The following is a 17,876-nucleotide window of genomic DNA, read 5'->3' on the forward strand; positions in this document are numbered from 1 at the left end:
CTCAAGCGCGTTCGGCCACCCGCTCGCCCATGATGCCGGACGGACGGAACACAAGTACGGTAATCAGCACGATAAAGGCAAACACGTCCTGATAGTTCGAGCCGAACACCCCGTTGGTCAGGTCGCCGATATAGCCGGCGCCCAGGGCCTCGATCAGGCCCAGCAGCATGCCGCCAACCATGGCGCCAGCCAGGTTGCCGATGCCGCCCAGCACCGCGGCGGTGAACGCCTTCAGGCCGGGGATAAAGCCCATGTAGAAGTGGGCGTTGCCATAGTTGGTGGCCATCATCACGCCAGCCAGCGCGGCGAGCGTGGCGCCGATCATGAAGGTGGCCGAGATGACGAAGTTGGGGTTCACACCCATCAGGCCCGCCACCTTCTGGTTCTCGGCGGTGGCGCGCATCGCGCGGCCGAGCTTGGTGCGGTTGACCAGGGCAAGCAGGCCGGCCATGACCATCACGGCCATGCCGATGATCACCATTTCCTTGCCGGTGATGGTGGCGCCGGTCGAGCCGATGTCAATCGGTTCGGAAGGCAGCAGTTGCGGGAAGGTCAGCGGATTGCGCGACCAGATCAGCATGCCCATCGTCTGGAGGATGATGGAAACGCCGATCGCGGTAATCAGCGGCGCCAGTCGGGGCGCATTTCGCAAGGGCCGGTAGGCGACCCGTTCAATCGTATAGGCCAGTACTGCACAGACCGGCATGGCGACGAGGGTGGCGAGCACCAGCGTCAGCCATTCGGGCAGGCCGGGGGCAAACTTCTGCAAGCCCAAAATCGTTGACAAAGCGGTCAATGCGCCAATCATCAGGACGTCGCCGTGGGCGAAGTTGATGATGCCCAGAATGCCGTAGACCATGGTGTAACCCAGTGCTATCAGCGCATAGATGCTGCCAAGCACCAGACCGTTCACGATCTGCTGGATAAAGATATCCATGAAAACTCCTGCTTCAGTCCCGAACCTTGCGGCATGGTGTGGATGCCGGGGGGACCATAGTGTGTGAGGGGTAACGTTGCTGAGGTTGGTTTGCTGGTAAGCGGCCCGCCATGCTCCATCCAGGGTAAGGATGCTTCTACATTAGGCGAGGCTAAAAAGAACGGCACCGCAAAATACTCACGGTGCCGTTCGGATGGGCCGGTAAGCCCGGATTACATCTTCACGACGTCGAGGACGGACTTCTTCTTGTCCTTGTACTCGTACAGCGTGATGGTGCCTTCCTTCATGTCGCCCTTCTCGTCGAAGGCGATGTTGCCGATCACGCCCTTGTAGTTGGTCTTGGGCATTTCGGCCAGGATGGCAGCCGGCTCGACCGAGTTGGCGCGCTTCATGGCGTCCACGACGACCATCACGGCGTCATACGTGAACGGTGCATAGATCTGCACCGGGGCGTTGAAGCGAGCCTGGTAGCGCTTCTCGAAGTCGGCGCCGGTCTCCATCTTCGACAGGGCCAGGCCTGCCTCGGAACAGATGATGTTGGACACGGCATCGCCGGCCAGCTCGGCCACCTTGTCGGTACAGACGCCGTCGCCGCCAACGATCTTGGACGAAATGCCCAGTTCCTTGGCCTGCTTGGCGAACGGGCCGCCGGTGGCGTCCATGCCGCCGTACATGATGACGTCAGGCTTCTTGCCCTTGATCTTGGTCAGAATGGCCTTGAAGTCGGTGGCCTTGTCGTTGGTGGCTTCGCGGGCCACCACGTTCACGCCAGCCGCCTTGGCGGTCTTCTCGAACTCGTCGGCCAGGCCCTTGCCGTAGGCGGTGGCATCGTCGACGATGGCCACGCTCTTGGCATGCAGGCTCTTGGCGGCGTAGTTGGCCAGTGCCGGACCCTGCTGGGCATCGGTGGCGACCACGCGGTAGGTCGTCTTGAAGCCCTGCTTGGTGTAGTCCGGGTTGGTCGACGACGGCGAAATCTGGACGATGCCGGCATCGCTGTAGATCTTCGAGGCCGGGATCGACACGCCCGAGTTCAGGTGGCCGACCACAGCCGCAACCTTGGCGTCGACCAGCTTCTGCGCCACGGCGGTGCCGGTTTTCGGATCGCCGGCATCATCTTCACCGACCAGTTCCAGCTTGATCTTCTTGCCACCGATCTCCAGGCCGGTCTTGTTGACTTCTTCCACGGCAAGGCGGGCGCCGTTTTCGTTGTCCTTGCCAAGGTGGGCGATACCGCCGGTCAGCGGTGCCGCGTGGCCGATCTTGACGACAACTTCACCGCCGCCGGCGGCCGGAGCGGTAGCCGCCGGAGCCGATGCCGACGGTTCAGCCGGCTTTTCTTCTTTCTTGCCGCAAGCTGCAACGAGCGCCACTGCGGCCGCAATCGGCAGAATCTTGGCAAACGAGATTTGCATGAGTGATCTCCTAGGGATTCACAAAACGGGGATTTGCGACGCCTCCCGGGCGTCTCCCCGTACCGCCTTTGTTTAGTTTCAATTTGAAACGCGCGCATTGTATCCCCTTTCTTCGGCGATGCAATACGCGACGCAACAACCTGGACGAATTACCCGCCAATTGAGCTAGGGAATTTCCCCAATGCACAGATTGGGGCAATTCCCGATCGCCCGGTGGCGTCATCGCCATTGCTTACAAGATCCGTGCCTGCTTCCTCTCTCCCATTGAAATACACGCGCCCGGTGCCACGCATAATCCATCCGTATTAATTAGGCGTTTCATTTCAAAACCCCTGCACCGCTATCTAATGTGCAGAATGTAGCGCCGCACCATAATAGGGAAAACCCCAGTCACGGGGATTACCCTGATTTGTCTGCTTGCCTCGACAGGTAAGTAATGACTGCACCTTGAAGGGGCGTATTTCTCGATTGGATCGGGAGATTATCGTTGTGACGACAAAAGCATCCGACTGATCGGAGCGGAATGTCCGTACGCCCGCGCACATAAAACGCGGACAGCAGGAAGGCGAAGACGAGGAGCGGGGCGCCGCAGAACGCGGCGCCAGGGAGGTTCAGGCGGTAACGCCGACCGGGAGCGTGGCCTGCAGCCCGCGCGGAAGCGGGAACGCCATGTTTTCTTCGATGCCCTGCAGGGCGCGGACGTGGCCGGCGCCGAGTTCGCGCAGGCGCGCAACGATGGACTGCGCAAGTTCCTCGGGCGCCGAAGCCCCCGCGGTCAGGCCGATGCGTCGCTTGCCGGCGACCCATTCCGGGCGCACCTGCTCCGGCGCATCGACCATATAGGCCGGCACGCCCAGGCGCGCGGCCAGCTCGCGCAGCCGGTTCGAATTGGAGCTATTGGGGCTGCCCACCACGATCACGACGTCAACCTGGGGCGCCATGAACTTGACGGCGTCCTGGCGATTCTGCGTGGCATAGCAGATGTCCTGCTTCTTGGGCTCCCGGATCAGCGGGAAGCGCGCCTTGAGCGCCGCCACGATCTCGAGCGTCTCGTCCACGGACAGCGTGGTCTGCGTCACGTATGCGAGGCGCGCGGGATCGGCCACGAGCAGCCCGGCGACGTCAGCCACCGACTCGACCAGCAGCATGCCGCCTTCGGCCTGCCCCATCGTGCCCTCGACCTCCGGATGCCCGCGGTGGCCGATCATCACGATCTCGCAGCCCTCCGTGCGCATCTTGCCCACTTCCACATGGACCTTGGTCACCAGCGGGCAAGTCGCGTCGAACACATTGAGGCCGCGCGCGGCGGCGTCGGCGCGGACGTCCTTGGACACCCCGTGGGCACTGAAGATGACGGTGGCGCCGGCGGGCACTTCATCCAGCTCGTGCACGAACACGGCACCCTTGCGGCGCAGGTCCGCCACGACATAGGCGTTATGGACGATCTCGTGACGCACGTAGATCGGCGCCCCGAAGCGCGCCAGCGCGCGCTCGACGATCTCGATGGCGCGGTCGACGCCGGCGCAGAAGCCGCGCGGCTGCGCCATCAGGATCTCGGCATCGGGTGCGGTAGTCAGGTCAGGCATGCTGCAATGTCAGGACAGGTGAGCGCAATCAGAGGATCCCGATCAGCTGCACGTCGAACAGGATGGTCTGCCCGGCCAGCGGATGGTTGAAATCGAACAGCGCCGCAGTGTCGCCGATCTCCTTGAGGACGCCGGCGTACTTGCCACCACCAGGCGCGTTGAACTCCACCAGGTCGCCCGGGCTGTAGTCCTCCTCGAACGAGCTGTTCTCGCGCAGCGTGGCCAGCGAGACCCATTGAAGCAGTTCCGGGTTGCGCGGGCCGAACGCCTGCTCGGGCGCGAGGCGATAGGTCATGCGCTCGCCCTCGGGCATGCCGAGCAGCGCCTGCTCCAGGGTCGGGGCGAACTGCCCCTGGCCAAGCAGCAGCGTGGCGGGCTTGTCCTCGAACGTGCTCACGACTTCGGTGCCGTTTTCGAGAGAGAGACTGTAATGGAGGGTCAGGAAAGAATCAGCCTGGACCATCTTGCGGCCAGCTGCGCCGCCGTCGGCTTCCGACGCAAAAGTTTGCAAATTCATGGGTGATCAACCGGTGTAGGGTAGGAGCAGGCCATCGCTGGCCCACTCCCCCCTAAGAACCGTACGTGCGGGTTTCCCCGCATACGGCTCAAGCCTTCTCAAAATACCATCAAATCGATGGCACCGGCTTAACAACAGAGAGCCCGTGGCTATGTACTTGGACGTGACAGTTCGGATGCAGCAGCACTCGGTTCCTCAGAGCGTCCGAGCCACCACGCACGCGGTACTCGATGTGATGGTCATGCCACCCCGTCTCCTTGGTCATCTTGCACTGACACAGAGCACACAAGCCCCGCTGGGACATGTACAGCTTGATCCACTGCTTGCGGTGCGCCATGCTGTCCAGCAGCCGCTCCTGTCGCAATGTTTCGCCATACACCTCCTGCGCCGGGTCGAAGGGGTTGAACTCCCCTTTGACCTTCTTGTGCCGTTGGATGGGCGTGCTCGGAGCGAGTACAACTCAACCCATACCTCACTATCGACATCTTTCACTACTGTGGTTCCGAACACCCAGTTGCGCTGACCGACTGAGGCGAAGTACTTCTGCCGCACCCAATCGGCCTTCTTTCCGGGATGTCGCCGCTTGGCCCACCGCCACAGAGCACGAAAAATGTCGTGCCCCAGACGGTTGAAAGCCGCCTTCGCCACTACAGCGCGGTGATACTGCGCCCAACCTCGTAGCATCGGGTTCAGCAGTCGAATCAGCTCTGACTGTTTCACCGTCTTGTTGGCACTGATGACATCCTTCACCTTGCGATAGAACGTCTGCACGTTCTTCTTGCTCGGCTTGATGAGCAGCGTTCCGGAGTACTTCCGGAAATTCCACCCAAGGAAGTCAAAGCCGTCAGCTATGTTGACGATCCGCGTTTTCTCCGTGGATAGCGTCAGCCCCCGTACTGCTAGGAACTGCTCCACCCACGGCTTCACTTCGTTTTCTAGGATCTCAGGCGTGTTACCCGTGATCACGAAGTCGTCCGCATAGCGCACAACGTTCACCTTCAGCTTTCGCGTGTTGGCGACCCCCAGCCTCTTCTCGAAGGAAGCAACCAGTTGTCGTTCCAACCCGTTCAGCGCCACGTTTGCCAGTGTCGGGGAGATGATTCCTCCCTGCGGCGTTCCGGCTTCGGTCGCCTGAAACTGGCCCTGAAATACCACGCCAGCTTTCAACCACTTCCGCAGGATGGCTCGGTCCATCGGGACGTTGCGCTCCAGCCAGTCGTGACTGATATGGTCAAAGCAGCCCTTGATATCCGCCTCCAGTACCCATTGGGCTGAGTGCCCCCTGGACAGGTTGACGAATAGCTGTGACATGGCATCCGCCGTAGAACGATTGATCCGGAACCCGTAAGAGTTCGGATCGCTCGTCCCTTCGGACACCGGTTCCAGCGCCAGCAGGTGCAATGCCTGCATGGCTCGATCCAACATGGTCGGAATGCCTAGTGGGCGCTCCTTCCCGTTGGCCTTAGGGATGAAGACCCGCCGCAAAGGCAGGGGCCTGTACCCTCGGCGCTTCAACCGCCCGATGGCTTCCCACCGGACTTCAGGCGAGTCCCACAGTACGCGATCGACGCCTGCCGTTCGCTTACCTTGGTTCTCCGTCACTCGCTTCACCGCCGATGCCTTGGCGGAAAACGAGCGGGTCAGAGACCGTTGCAAGGCTTTCACCCTGCGCCAGTCCCCTTCCTGTGTTGCCTTCGCAATTCGAATCTGCATTGCCCGGACGTTCCGTTCCACTCGGCGCCAGTTGATGGCATCCCAGCGTTGCGGTGCGCCGGAGAGCGCAGATTCATCCTCGCGGATCAATGCTTCCATGCTGCTCTCCTATCTTGAGGTCTTCCCCAAAACACAGAGACAACATGCCCCCTGAGGGGCATATTGCCCCTCAGGGGAAGAAATTTCGGTTTCAAGCGGGTTAGCCAGTCGTCCTGCGACGAAAGACCAGTTGGAAGTCTGCCCGCTTTCGCGTGAGGTGATGTTTCAACCCCTATCCGGGCCATTACAGCCCGGCGTTCGCTTCCTCCAACCTCCCATACCCGCACAGCCAACAGCGTTCCTTGCGGTTCGCCTGCCTGAGCCACACTGCGCTCGGGCAGCCATACGGGCTTACCACGTTCCCTGCACGCTACAAGACCGGGTTAGGGTCTGCCTATTCGCCGATGGTCTAGTGACGACGTGCTCCGAATGTTGAGCGGAGCAACCGACCAAATACCGTTTTGGTTAGTGCCTGTCAGCAGCTTTGGCACCGCAATACTCACGACGTTTATCAGCAGTTCACTTCCGTTACCCATACCAGCCAGCCTAGCTCCTCGACCCCGTTGCTGCTCGGAGCCTCTGCCTGAGAACCTCACGGTCCCCCTGCACCCTTGCGGGGGCTACATTGTCAGGAGAGCTTCATACCCCACCGTTACCAGTGACGCATGTCTCCCTAGGCTACTGCTAGTCGCATAGCAGGTTCTCTATCAAAGCGCCCTCGCGGACGTGTTTGACCGAACCATAGCGCGCAGAGCTTTCGCTCCGCCCGAACCCTACCTGCCGATCCACACTGGACCGGAAATGCAAATGCTCCGCCTTGTGGGCAGATGACATTCGCCCACTTGGCGTTTGGCGGCCGACGTGGCCGCGCTCAAACTTGGTGCCAAACTTCGGCATGTAAAACAACAATCTGCTCTCGAAAGAGCAGACTGAGCCACACCCGAGGGCGTGGTTCGCGCCATTGGGCGGGCACTGGCGGGTAGGCCAGTACTGCAAGCAACACTTCTCAGACAACTCTGAAAAGTAAGCAGGCGCTAGCGTCGTGAGCTATGGTGGGCTTCGTTTCACTAGCAGGTGGGAGTACTCTCCCAGGGTCGATGCGTCTAACGTGACGCGGACGGACACGAGTGTGCGTGTCGCACCAACAACCCGTATTGTATTCGACTGGGCTGCCGGCCGCCCTGCCCATCCACGCCTGCCTGACCCGGACTCACCCGTTCAGAGACTGCCGAGACATGAGCATCACAAACTGGCCCGCCTGCGAGCGGCCGCGAGAAAAGCTGCAGGAGAGCGGCGCCGCCGCCCTGTCCGACGCCGAGCTGCTGGCCGTGTTCTTGCGCGTTGGCGCGACCGGCAAGAGCGCGGTGGAGCTGGCGCGCGACCTGATGGTCCGCTTTGGCTCGCTGACCCGCCTGTTTTCGGCCGATGCGCGCACCGTCCTGGACATCCGGGGCATGGGCGAGGCCAAGTACACCCAGCTACAGGCCGTGCCCGAACTTGCGCGCCGCATGCTGGCCGAGTCACTGCAGCTGCCGTGCGGCCTGGACTCGCCCGCCGCGGTACGCAGCTATCTGCGCCTGACGCTGGCCCCGCTCGCGCACGAGGTCTTCATCTGCCTGTTCCTCGATACACGCAACCGCATGATCGCAACCGAAGAGCTGTTTCGGGGCACGCTGACCCAGACCGCGGTCTATCCGCGGGAAGTGGCGCGCCGGGCGCTGGCGCATAATGCGGCCAGCGTCATCGTTGCGCACAACCACCCTTCCGGCTCTTGCACGCCGAGCCAGAGCGACGTGCAGATGACCCGCATGCTGGGCCGCGCGCTGGAACTGATCGACGTACGGCTGCTCGACCACTTCGTCGTCGCGGGCACCCAGGTCCACTCCTTTGCCGAGCATGGCCAACTGAAGACCGTCACGTGATGCCCACGGCACGACAGGCCGGTATACGACGCCAAAGTGCCGAAGGCATTGATTCGGCGATGGTTTCCGGTCTATAATGCCCGTTTTGCTGAAGTCTCATCCGCTGCAGTCCGGGCCCGCGCGCCTTTTGTTGATTGTTGCGAACATTGTCCACGAATAGAAGAGTTAGGAGTGCTTCATGGCACGCGTCTGTCAAGTGACCGGGAAAGCGCCGATGGTCGGCAACAACGTTTCCCACGCAAACAACAAGACCAAGCGCCGCTTTCTGCCCAACCTGCAGAATCGTCGCTTCTTTGTTGAATCGGAAAACCGCTGGGTGAGCCTGCGCGTCTCGAACGCCGGTCTGCGCCTGATCGACAAGAAGGGCATCGATTCCGTGCTGGCCGATCTGCGCGCCCGCGGCGAAGTCTGAGTCTGAAGTCGGAATTAGGAGAGCAACATGGCATCCAAAGGCGGACGCGACAAGATCAAGCTGGAATCGACTGCAGGTACGGGTCATTTCTACACCACCACCAAGAACAAGCGCACCATGCCGGAAAAGATGGAGATCATGAAGTTTGATCCCGTCGCCCGCAAGCACGTCGCTTACAAGGAAACCAAGATCAAGTAATTGATCCAGGTTCCGGCCGGAAAGCCCCGCAACTGCGGGGCTTTTTGTTTTATGGCGCCAGCACGGCTTGTGATGTGCTGCATGGTTCATTCACAGTGCGATTGAAGCCCGCGCCTGCGACGGCGCTGATGCATGAGGGCACCCCCGGGTGTAGACTTTCGAGCTTTCCTCCCAATGCCGCGCCCTCGCGCGGGCACCTCCTGCACCATGAACTTCGACGTCGCCATCGTAGGCAGCGGGCTGGCCGGTCTCACGGTCGCGCTGCAACTGGCCGACACCCACCGGGTTGTCATCCTCAGCAAGCGCGCCATGACGCAAGGCGCAAGCGATTGGGCCCAGGGGGGCATCGCCGCGGTGCTCGACTCAGGCGACAGCCATGACGAGCACACGCAGGACACGCTCGTCGCCGGCGCAGGCCTTTGCGATGAGGAGGCAACGCGCTTCATCGTGGAGCACGGGCGGGAAGCCATCCAGTGGCTGATCGATCGCGGCGTGCCGTTCACCAAGGACGAGCAGGCCGAACTCGGCTATCACCTGACCCGCGAGGGCGGACACAGCCGGCGCCGCATCATCCATGCCGCCGACGCGACCGGCCATGCCGTCGTCAGCACCCTGTCGGAGCAGGCGCGCCAGCATCCGAACATCACGATCCTCGAAGACCAGTTCGCCGTCGACCTGATCACCTCGCGCAAGCTCGGCTTGCCAGGCAACCGCTGCTACGGCCTGTACGTGCTCGACGACAGCACCGAAGAGGTTCGGACCATCACCGCGACGCACACGGTGCTGGCCGCGGGCGGTGCCGGCAAGGTCTACCTGTACACCACCAACCCGGACACGGCCACTGGCGACGGCATTGCGATGGCGTGGCGCGCAGGCTGCAGGGTGTCGAACATGGAGTTCATCCAGTTTCATCCGACCTGCCTGTACCACCCCTATGCCAAGTCCTTCCTGATCTCGGAAGCCGTACGCGGCGAAGGCGGGCTGCTGAAGCTGCCGGACGGTACCCGCTTCATGCCCGAACACGATGAACGCGCCGAACTGGCACCGCGTGACGTCGTGGCGCGCGCGATCGATTTCGAAATGAAGAAGCGCGGCCTGGATTGCGTCTACCTCGACATCACGCACCAGCCCGAGGCCTTCCTCAAGGAGCATTTCCCCACCATCCATGCGCGCTGCCAGGAGTTGGGCATCGACATCACGCGCGAGCCGATCCCTGTGGTCCCGGCCGCGCACTACACGTGCGGCGGCGTGGTGACCGACACCGCGGGTCGCACCGATATCGGCAACCTGTACGCCGTCGGCGAGACCGCCTGCACGGGCCTGCACGGCGCCAACCGGCTGGCATCGAATTCCCTGCTCGAGTGCATGGTGATCGGCCGCGCCGCCGCCACCGACATTGCAGGCCAGGACAAGGCCGGATTGCCGGACCTCCCGCTGCCGGCCTGGGATGAGAGCCGCGTCTCCGACGCTGACGAGGAAGTCGTGGTCTCGCACAACTGGGATGAACTGCGCCGCATGATGTGGAACTATGTCGGCATCGTGCGCACGAGCAAGCGGCTGGAGCGCGCGCAGCACCGCATCCGCCTGTTGCGCGAAGAGATCGCGGAGTACTACGCGAACTTCCGCGTCACGCGCGACCTGCTCGAACTGCGCAACCTGGTCGAGGTCGCGTCATTGATCGTGGATAGCGCGTATTCGCGCCACGAAAGCCGCGGGCTGCATTTCAGCCGCGACTATCCGGAAACCCTGCCCAAGGCGCTGCCCACCGTGATGCAGCCCGCGCGCAAGCGCTGACAGCCAGCGCCTACCCTACGAGCAGAGAGCAGCAAGCAAAACGGCCCGCATCGAGCGGGCCGTTCTCGTTCTTGCGCAGCCGACGATCAGACGATAATGCGCAGCGAGTAATCGGTGGCGCGCACATCCTTGGTGAGCGCGCCCACCGAGATACGGTCCACGCCGGTCTCGGCAAAGGTGCGGATGGTCTCGGCATTGACGCCACCCGATACCTCCAGCAGCGCACGGCCGGCATTGATGCGCACGGCATCATGCATCATCGGCACCGTAAAATTGTCGATCAGGATCGACGTGGCGCCGGCAGCCAGCGCCTCTTCCAGTTCGGCCAGCGACTCCACCTCGACCTGGATCGTCGCATCGACGCCAAGCGCCAGCGCGGCCCGCATTGCAGACGTGATGCTGCCAGCCGCGGCAATGTGGTTTTCCTTGATCAGGATGCCGTCATAGAGCGCCAGCCGCTGGTTCTCGCCGCCCCCCACCCTGACCGCGTACTTCTGCGCCAGCCGCAGGCCCGGCAGCGTCTTGCGGGTGTCCAGCACGCGCGCTCGCGTGCCGGCGATCAGGTCGGCATAGCGGCGCGTGGCCGTCGCCACGCCAGACAGCAGTTGCAGGAAATTCAGCGCCGGCCGCTCGGCGGTCAGCAGCGCGCGCGCCGGCCCGGTGATTTCGCAGACGACCGAATCGGGAGCCATGCGGGCACCCTCTTCCTGCTTCCACGTCACTGCCAGCCGCTCGTCGACTGCCTTCATGCAGGCGGCGAACCACGGCTGGCCGCACAGCACGGCCTGCTCGCGCACGATCACCCGCGCCAGCGCCTGCTTGTCAGCCGGCACCAGCAGACCGGTCAGGTCACCAGTGCCAACGTCTTCGGCAATCGCCGCGCCGACATTGGCTTCCAGTGCCGTCTTCAGCGCCGGACCATAGCTATCGAAAACGGAATTCACGCTCATGCCGGACCGATTCCCTGGAACAAGGCCTGCTCCTTCGCCAGGTCGGCCGCAGGGCGGACATTGGCCTTCTGCTGCGCGGCGAAATCCAGCATGCGGTCGATGCAGACCACCGCCTGGCGGCCCGTGGCCGGATCCACATGGATCTCGTTGCGGCCGGTCTCGAGCACTTCCGCCAGGTTCGACAGCGCATTCATCGCCATCCACGGGCAGTGAGCGCAGCTCTTGCACGTGGCGCTGTTGCCCGCAGTCGGCGCTTCGATAAAGCGCTTGCCCGGGGCCGCCATCCGCATCTTGTGCAGGATGCCGTTGTCCGTCGCCACGATGAATTCGGTCGCGTCCAGTTCCTGCGCGGCCGCGATCATCTGAGACGTGGATCCGACCACGTCCGCCTGCGCCACCACGTTGGCCGGCGACTCCGGATGCACCAGGATCTTGGCCTTGGGAAACTCGCGGCGCAGCAGGTCCAGCTCGACGCCCTTGAACTCGTCGTGCACGAGGCAGGAACCCTGCCACAGCAGCATGTCGGCACCAGTCTGCTTCTGGATATAGCCGCCGAGGTGCTTGTCCGGTGCCCACAGGATCTTCTCGCCGCGCGCATGCAGGTGCTCGACGATCTTCAGGCCGATGCTCGATGTCACCATCCAGTCGGCGCGGGCCTTCACCGCTGCGCTGGTGTTGGCGTACACGACCACAGTGCGATCCGGATGGGCGTCGCAGAAGGCCGCGAACTCGTCGGCCGGGCATCCCAGGTCCAGCGAGCAGGTCGCGTCCAGGTCCGGCATCAGGATGGTCTTTTCCGGGCTCAGGATCTTGGCGGTCTCGCCCATGAAGCGAACGCCGGCCACCACCAGGGTCTGGGCAGAATGGTCACGGCCGAAGCGGGCCATTTCCAGCGAGTCCGAGACACATCCGCCGGTTTCCTCGGCCAGGTCCTGCAGGTCGGCGTCCACGTAATAGTGCGCGACCAGCACGGCGTTGCGCTCTTTCAGCAACCGCCTGATGCGCGCCTTGAGGGCCTGCCGTTCGTCGGGAGAAAGCACGGGCGGCACCTTGGCCCAGGCATGGGCCACGCAGCTACCGCCGGCGGCATTGTCGGCATCCGCCAGGTTCGGCTTTTCGAACTCGACGGTCTTGATCGATTCTGGGGTCATCTCCGGTACTCCTCTTGGCCCCTCAGGCATGCAACTTCATGCGGGTGGCCAGAACATGGGGGAGTTTATCTAAAACAAAAGCCCCGCCATGGGCGGGGCCTTGTGTAGCCATTCGGGCGCGGGCCGATTGTATCAGGCGTAGCGGCGCAGGCGCAGCGAAAAATCGTGCAGCGCCTGGATACCGCTGGCCTCGGCACGATGGCACCAGGCCTGCAGCTGCTGCAGCAGCTGCTCGCGCGTCAGGTTCGAACGGCCCCAGATGGCGGCCAGTTCACGTCGCATTTCCACGAAGGTGTTCAGCGACTTGCTCTGTTCAACAATGCTGGCCAACTGCTGGCGCTGTGGCGCGGCCAGCTTGGCCTCGTCGCGGTGGAACCACTTGCTGGCCGGCTTGAGGTTGCGATACTCGGCGCCACGGCCTTCCTTGAGTTGCTCCAGTTCCTGGCGGAACGCGCTCTTCACAGCCTTGGCATAGCGCGCCATCACGTCGTAGCGATTGGCGATGATGGCTTCCAGCGTATTGTCGTCGACCGGACGCGCTTCGACGAGTCGAGCCTTGGGCGGCGTCTTCTTCACCTTGGCCAGGCCCACGGCCTGCATGGCGCGGATGTAGCCCCAACCCACATCGAACTCGTACCATTTGATCGAGAACTTGGCCGAAGTCGGATAGGTGTGGTGGTTGTTATGCAGCTCTTCACCACCGATGATCAGGCCCCACGGCGAGACATTGGTCGAAGCGTCCTCGCAATCGTAGTTGCGATAGCCCCACCAGTGGCCCAGGCCGTTGATGATGCCGGCCGCGTGGATCGGGATCCACAGCATCTGCACCGCCCACACCGTCATGCCGATCACGCCGAACAGCGCCAGGTTGATGATCAGCATCAGGCCGACGCCCTGCCAGCCAAAGCGCGAGTACACATTGCGCTCCACCCAGTCATTGGGGCAGCCATGGCCGAACTTGGCGACGGTTTCCTTGTTCTTGGCTTCCTCGCGATACAGCTCGGCGCCTTCCAGCAGCACCTTGCGGATACCGCGGGTCTGCGGGCTGTGCGGATCGTCCTCGGTCTCGCACTTGGCGTGATGCTTGCGGTGGATGGCAGTCCACTCGCGGGTAACCATGCCCGTGGTCAGCCACAGCCAGAAGCGGAAGAAATGCTGGGCAATCGGGTGCAGGTCCAGCGATCGGTGCGCCATGCAACGATGCAGGAAGATGGTGACCCCGGCGATGGTGATATGCGTCACCACCAGCGTGTAGATCACGATCTCCCACCAGGACCAGTTGGCAAGGCCATTCGCGGCCCAGTCAAGAATAGTGTCGAACAAACTCTGTTCTCCGTCGGTTAAACAGGGGCTTTCCTTTGCGGCTGCCCCGGCGCCGTGCACAACGCGCAGAAAAAAGACTGCAAATCTACTGATTGCGAAATGATCTGGCGTCCGCCACGGACCCGCCATCTGGTGGCGGGAACCCCTGGCGCGCAGTTCCGGCGCCGGCTATTGGCAGGCGGGACAGGCACGAGCCGCTGCAATCTGGCGGCTGTCGGTGTGGGGGCGGGATGCTCGCAACCCGCGACAACCCGATATTCTACCGGATCGCGCAAGCCTGAGTCATACGCTTTTTCCCGGAGTTTGACGAGGTGTGGCGATTTTTGTTCCCTTGTGCTGCCCTCGCCTGTTTTCCGATGCAGTCATGCCGATTTCGCCACTTCAACGGGTGATGTGGAAACATCATCGAGTGGTTGCAATGACGCGGAGGCGCTCAGCACGCGGACTTCCCGTTGCGGATACGGAATCGAAATGTGGTGCTCGCGCAGCGTGCGCCAGATCGCCCGGTTCATGGCCGACTGAACGCCGAGCTTGCCGTTCTGCGGATCGGCAATATAGACGGCGACCTCGTATTCGATACCACTGTCAGCGAACATCACCAGGAATGCCGCCGGCGCCGGGTCCTGCAGCACGCGCGGCAGTTCGCGTACGCATTCGGCGAGCAGCATGATCACGGTTTCGGGGTCGGCAGCATAGTCGGCCTGCACGCGCGTCGCGACGCGGACATTGGTGTTCGAAAACGAGTGGTTCTGCACCGATTGCGCGACCAACTGCTCGTTGGGCACCAAGGTTTCGCCGTCGCCGTTGCGCACCACCGTGTAGCGGGTGCGGATCTGCGAGACGGTGCCGGAGTACTTGTCCACGGTGATCTGGTCACCCAGCTTGACCGAGCGATCGAGCAGGATGATGAACCCGGAAATGTAGTTGCTGGCGATCTTTTGCAGGCCAAGACCCAGGCCGACGCCGAGCGCGCCGCCGAACACGGACAGCACCGTCAGATCGATGCCGACGAGCGACAGGCTCAGCAGCAACGAGACCAGCAGCAGCAACGCCTTCGAAATGCGGGTCAGGACGACCTTCAGGTTCACGTCGAGACTGGCCGAGCGCATCAGGCGCTCTTCCAGCCACGAGCCGAACCACATCGCAACCAGCACCGTCAACAGGATCCACACCACCGCCATGAGGATGTCGGCCAGGCTCACCTTCTGCTTGCCGAGCGAGAAGCGCATGGTTTCCATCCACACCGTCACGTCGGACAGCAGGCCGAGTACATAGAGCGCCATGGCCACCCAGACCAGCGTGGTCAGCACCTTCTCGACCAGCAGCAGCATGCCGTGCAACTGGCCGCTGCCGGACAGCACGCGCCGCAGGATGTAAAAGGTGAAGTACAGCGAAGTGATGCCGAATAGCGGCACCAGCGCCAGCCGCAGCACGCTGATTGCCATCATGGGCTCCAGCGCGAAGCGAGCTGCCATCACCAGCAGCCAGCCAAACAGCGGGAACATGGCCCGCTCCAGGCTGGCGGCGGCGAAACGCAGCGAGAAGCTTGAAGATGCGTGATGATGCTCGAGCCGCTTGACGATAAAGCGCGCGAGCGGCCAGGCTGCCAGCAGGCAGCCGGCCAGCACGCCAAGCTGCCAGATGAAGCCAGGGCCGCCCGCATCCCGGATCAGGTCGTCGAGCATCCTGCCGAATGTCGTGTGCGTGGCCGTCAGGTCGGCCAGTGGGTTTCCGCTCATGGAGAATCTGCCTGGATACCCTGTTGCCGCGCCGGCCGCCGCGCGTACTGCGCGGCCGGCCGGTGGGGAGGGAATTACTGCGTACGCTCCAGGACCGCGGCAAAGAAGCCATCGGTCTGGTGCTGGTGGGGATACAGCGCGAACATGCCGCCTTCTGTCGGCAACTCGGGCACGTCGATCTTCTGCTCGGCCAAGACCTCTGCCGCCGGAACCAGACGGAAATTCGGATGGGAAGCCAGGAAGTTGCGCACGATCGCCTCGTTTTCGGCTTCCAGCACGCTGCACGTGGCATAGACTACGCGGCCTCCGCCCTTGAGCAGGCGCGCTGCCGCATCAAGGATCGCGCTCTGCTTGGCCGTCAGCTCCAGCACCGATTCAGGGCTCTGGCGCCATTTCAGGTCCGGATTGCGCCGCAGCGTGCCAAGGCCGCTGCAAGGCGCATCGACGAGCACGCGGTCGATCTTCCCGGCCAGGCGCTTGACCTTGGCGTCACGTTCGGAATCGATGAGCACCGGGTGCACGTTCGACAGCCCGCTGCGCGCCAGGCGCGGCTTGAGATTGGCGAGACGCTTTTCCGATACATCGAAGGCGTACAGACGGCCGGTCGAACGCATGGCCACGCCGAGCGCCAGCGTCTTGCCGCCGGCGCCAGCGCAGAAGTCGACCACCATCTCGCCGCGCTTGGGGGCGACCAGGCTGCACAGAAGCTGGCTGCCCTCGTCCTGAACCTCCACCAGGCCATTCACGAACAGCGGCAGCTTGTTCAGCGCCGGCTTGCCTTGCATCCGGATGCCGGCCGGTGCCATCGGCGTGGGCTCGGCGCGCAGGCCCGCCTCTTCCAGCTCGGTCAGGACGGCTTCGCGGGTGGCCTTCCCGAGGTTCACGCGCAGGTCCAGCGGAGCCGGGCGCAACCAGGCATCCCCAAGGGCGGATGCAAACGCTTCACCGTGGCGTGCCGCCAAGTTGTCAAACAGCCACTCAGGCAGGTTGGCGCGTACGCGCGGTGACAGGCTGGAACGCTCGATCGTGGTCAGGCGATCGAGCCACTCGGCCTCGTCGGGATGCAGGAAAGGCGTGAGCATATCGCGCCCAAGGGTTGCCGCCAGGCCCAGCAGCGCCAGGCGGCGCGACGCCGCGCCGCTGCCGCTTTCGGCAAACTGGCCGAACTCCACGCGCCGGCGCAGTACCGCGTAGATCGCCTCGGCGATGATGCCGCGTTCGCGATGGCCGAGCTTGCTGTTCTCGCGGAAGTAATGGCTCACCACGGCATCGGCCGGGCGCGCGAACAGCATGACCTTGCCAAGCAGCCTGTCGATATGCTGGATATGCGAAGCGTGAAGTCCGCCCGATGCCCGTACCTGCTGACCGTCCGCCCCTGGGGCGCCCTGGGCCGAACGCGCCCCTGGCGCCTTGCGGATGGGACTGGACTTGCGGGCCCGCGAAGGTTGGCGGGAATCCTTGGACGCCGGACGCGCCCCTGTCTGATGACGACTCATGGCTTTGCTCCTGCCGCCGGTACACCGGCGGAGATGGCCATAAGCAGTTGCGGCTCGGCCGGATTGACGTGAACGACCCCGTTCTGGACCTGCAGGCGTCCTTCGACGAACCACCGGACTGCACGGGGATAAATCAAATGCTCGCAATCGAGCAGGCGGACGGCGAGGCTCTCAGGCGTATCGAGAGGCAATACATCAAGAGCCGCCTGAATCACAATGGGGCCGTGATCGAGTTCAGGCGTGACGAAATGCACGGTGGCGCCGTGCAGCTTCACGCCGGCGTCGAGTGCCTGCTTGTGGGTATTCAGGCCCGGGAAGCAAGGCAGCAGCGACGGATGGATATTGAGCAAGCGACCGGCATAACGATCGACGAAGCCGGTGGTAAGGATGCGCATGAAGCCCGCGAGCACGACAAGGTCGGGCGCGTAGCCATCGATAGCCTCGGCCAACGCCGCATCGAAGCTGGCGCGATCGGGATGCTGGCGGTGATCGACCACGCTGGTGGCGATACCGTGGTCCTTTGCGAACTGCAGTCCGGCCGCTTCCGGCCGGTTGGAAATTACCGCGGCGATGCGCGCCGGCCACCCGCCGGCCGCGCAGGCCTGGACGATGGCTTCCATATTGGAGCCCCGCCCTGAAATCAGGATAACGATTTTTTTCATCGCGCAATTCTACCAAGGGCAG

14 protein-coding genes and 1 pseudogene are annotated in these 17,876 nt (G+C 63.0%); 4 read left to right on the top strand and 11 right to left on the bottom strand.

Going from position 1 to position 17,876, the window contains the following annotated elements:
- Nucleotide 1: 1 nt before the first annotated feature.
- The 5 genes and pseudogenes from KHO22_RS03160 to ltrA all read right to left on the bottom strand — a co-directional run bounded on the left by KHO22_RS03160 (nucleotide 2) and on the right by ltrA (nucleotide 6,267).
- Entirely contained in the window at nucleotides 2-937 is a 936-nt protein-coding gene (locus KHO22_RS03160; protein WP_211945650.1) for a branched-chain amino acid ABC transporter permease, read from the bottom strand.
- Nucleotides 938-1,149: 212 nt separating this feature from the next.
- A complete protein-coding gene (locus KHO22_RS03165) occupies nucleotides 1,150-2,352 on the bottom strand; it encodes a branched-chain amino acid ABC transporter substrate-binding protein (protein WP_211945651.1) in 1,203 nt (400 codons plus the stop codon).
- A 611-nt stretch (nucleotides 2,353-2,963) separates the two neighbouring features.
- Nucleotides 2,964-3,938 carry a 4-hydroxy-3-methylbut-2-enyl diphosphate reductase gene (gene ispH, locus KHO22_RS03170; protein ID WP_211945652.1) on the bottom strand — a complete coding sequence of 325 codons (975 nt, stop codon included), beginning with the start codon at nucleotides 3,936-3,938 and terminating at the stop codon, nucleotides 2,964-2,966.
- 28 nt (nucleotides 3,939-3,966) lie between these two features.
- On the bottom strand, nucleotides 3,967-4,455 hold the full coding sequence (locus KHO22_RS03175) for an FKBP-type peptidyl-prolyl cis-trans isomerase (protein ID WP_211945653.1): 489 nt from the start codon (nucleotides 4,453-4,455) through the stop codon (nucleotides 3,967-3,969).
- A gap of 109 nt (nucleotides 4,456-4,564) precedes the next feature.
- Nucleotides 4,565-6,267 (bottom strand): annotated as a pseudogene (gene ltrA, locus KHO22_RS03180) (group II intron reverse transcriptase/maturase).
- Between the two features lie 1,175 nt (nucleotides 6,268-7,442).
- On the opposite strand from ltrA, the gene radC reads away from it, so the two are divergent.
- The 4 genes from radC (at nucleotide 7,443) to nadB (ending at nucleotide 10,533) form a co-directional block, all read left to right on the top strand.
- The gene (radC, locus tag KHO22_RS03185; RefSeq protein WP_211945654.1) at nucleotides 7,443-8,129 is read left to right on the top strand and encodes a RadC family protein; all 687 of its coding nucleotides are present in this window, start codon (nucleotides 7,443-7,445) and stop codon (nucleotides 8,127-8,129) included.
- 178 nt (nucleotides 8,130-8,307) lie between these two features.
- On the top strand, nucleotides 8,308-8,541 hold the full coding sequence (gene rpmB / locus KHO22_RS03190; protein ID WP_006575661.1) for a 50S ribosomal protein L28: 234 nt from the start codon (nucleotides 8,308-8,310) through the stop codon (nucleotides 8,539-8,541).
- A gap of 27 nt (nucleotides 8,542-8,568) precedes the next feature.
- A complete protein-coding gene (rpmG, locus tag KHO22_RS03195) occupies nucleotides 8,569-8,739 on the top strand; it encodes a 50S ribosomal protein L33 (RefSeq protein WP_010814980.1) in 171 nt (56 codons plus the stop codon).
- A 207-nt stretch (nucleotides 8,740-8,946) separates the two neighbouring features.
- Entirely contained in the window at nucleotides 8,947-10,533 is a 1,587-nt protein-coding gene (gene nadB, locus KHO22_RS03200; RefSeq protein ID WP_211945655.1) for an L-aspartate oxidase, read from the top strand.
- Between the two features lie 86 nt (nucleotides 10,534-10,619).
- Here the strand turns inward: nadB and nadC are convergent, their stop codons facing one another.
- From nadC to purN, 6 genes are all read right to left on the bottom strand, one after another.
- Entirely contained in the window at nucleotides 10,620-11,483 is an 864-nt protein-coding gene (gene nadC, locus KHO22_RS03205) for a carboxylating nicotinate-nucleotide diphosphorylase (protein ID WP_211945656.1), read from the bottom strand.
- The gene (nadA, locus tag KHO22_RS03210; protein ID WP_211945657.1) at nucleotides 11,480-12,634 is read right to left on the bottom strand and encodes a quinolinate synthase NadA; all 1,155 of its coding nucleotides are present in this window, start codon (nucleotides 12,632-12,634) and stop codon (nucleotides 11,480-11,482) included. Before nadA ends, nadC begins: the two co-directional genes overlap by 4 nt.
- A 132-nt stretch (nucleotides 12,635-12,766) precedes the next feature.
- Nucleotides 12,767-13,957: a DesA family fatty acid desaturase gene (locus KHO22_RS03215; RefSeq protein WP_211945658.1), complete on the bottom strand. Its 1,191-nt coding sequence runs from the start codon at nucleotides 13,955-13,957 to the stop codon at nucleotides 12,767-12,769.
- Between the two features lie 362 nt (nucleotides 13,958-14,319).
- The gene (locus KHO22_RS03220; protein ID WP_211945659.1) at nucleotides 14,320-15,696 is read right to left on the bottom strand and encodes a mechanosensitive ion channel family protein; all 1,377 of its coding nucleotides are present in this window, start codon (nucleotides 15,694-15,696) and stop codon (nucleotides 14,320-14,322) included.
- 74 nt (nucleotides 15,697-15,770) lie between these two features.
- Nucleotides 15,771-17,192: an RsmB/NOP family class I SAM-dependent RNA methyltransferase gene (locus KHO22_RS03225; RefSeq protein WP_211945660.1), complete on the bottom strand. Its 1,422-nt coding sequence runs from the start codon at nucleotides 17,190-17,192 to the stop codon at nucleotides 15,771-15,773.
- On the bottom strand, nucleotides 17,189-17,854 hold the full coding sequence (gene purN, locus KHO22_RS03230; protein WP_211945661.1) for a phosphoribosylglycinamide formyltransferase: 666 nt from the start codon (nucleotides 17,852-17,854) through the stop codon (nucleotides 17,189-17,191). Before purN ends, KHO22_RS03225 begins: the two co-directional genes overlap by 4 nt.
- Nucleotides 17,855-17,876: the final 22 nt, after the last annotated feature.

This window comes from Cupriavidus yeoncheonensis (assembly GCF_905397275.1).
GTDB lineage: Bacteria > Pseudomonadota > Gammaproteobacteria > Burkholderiales > Burkholderiaceae > Cupriavidus > Cupriavidus yeoncheonensis.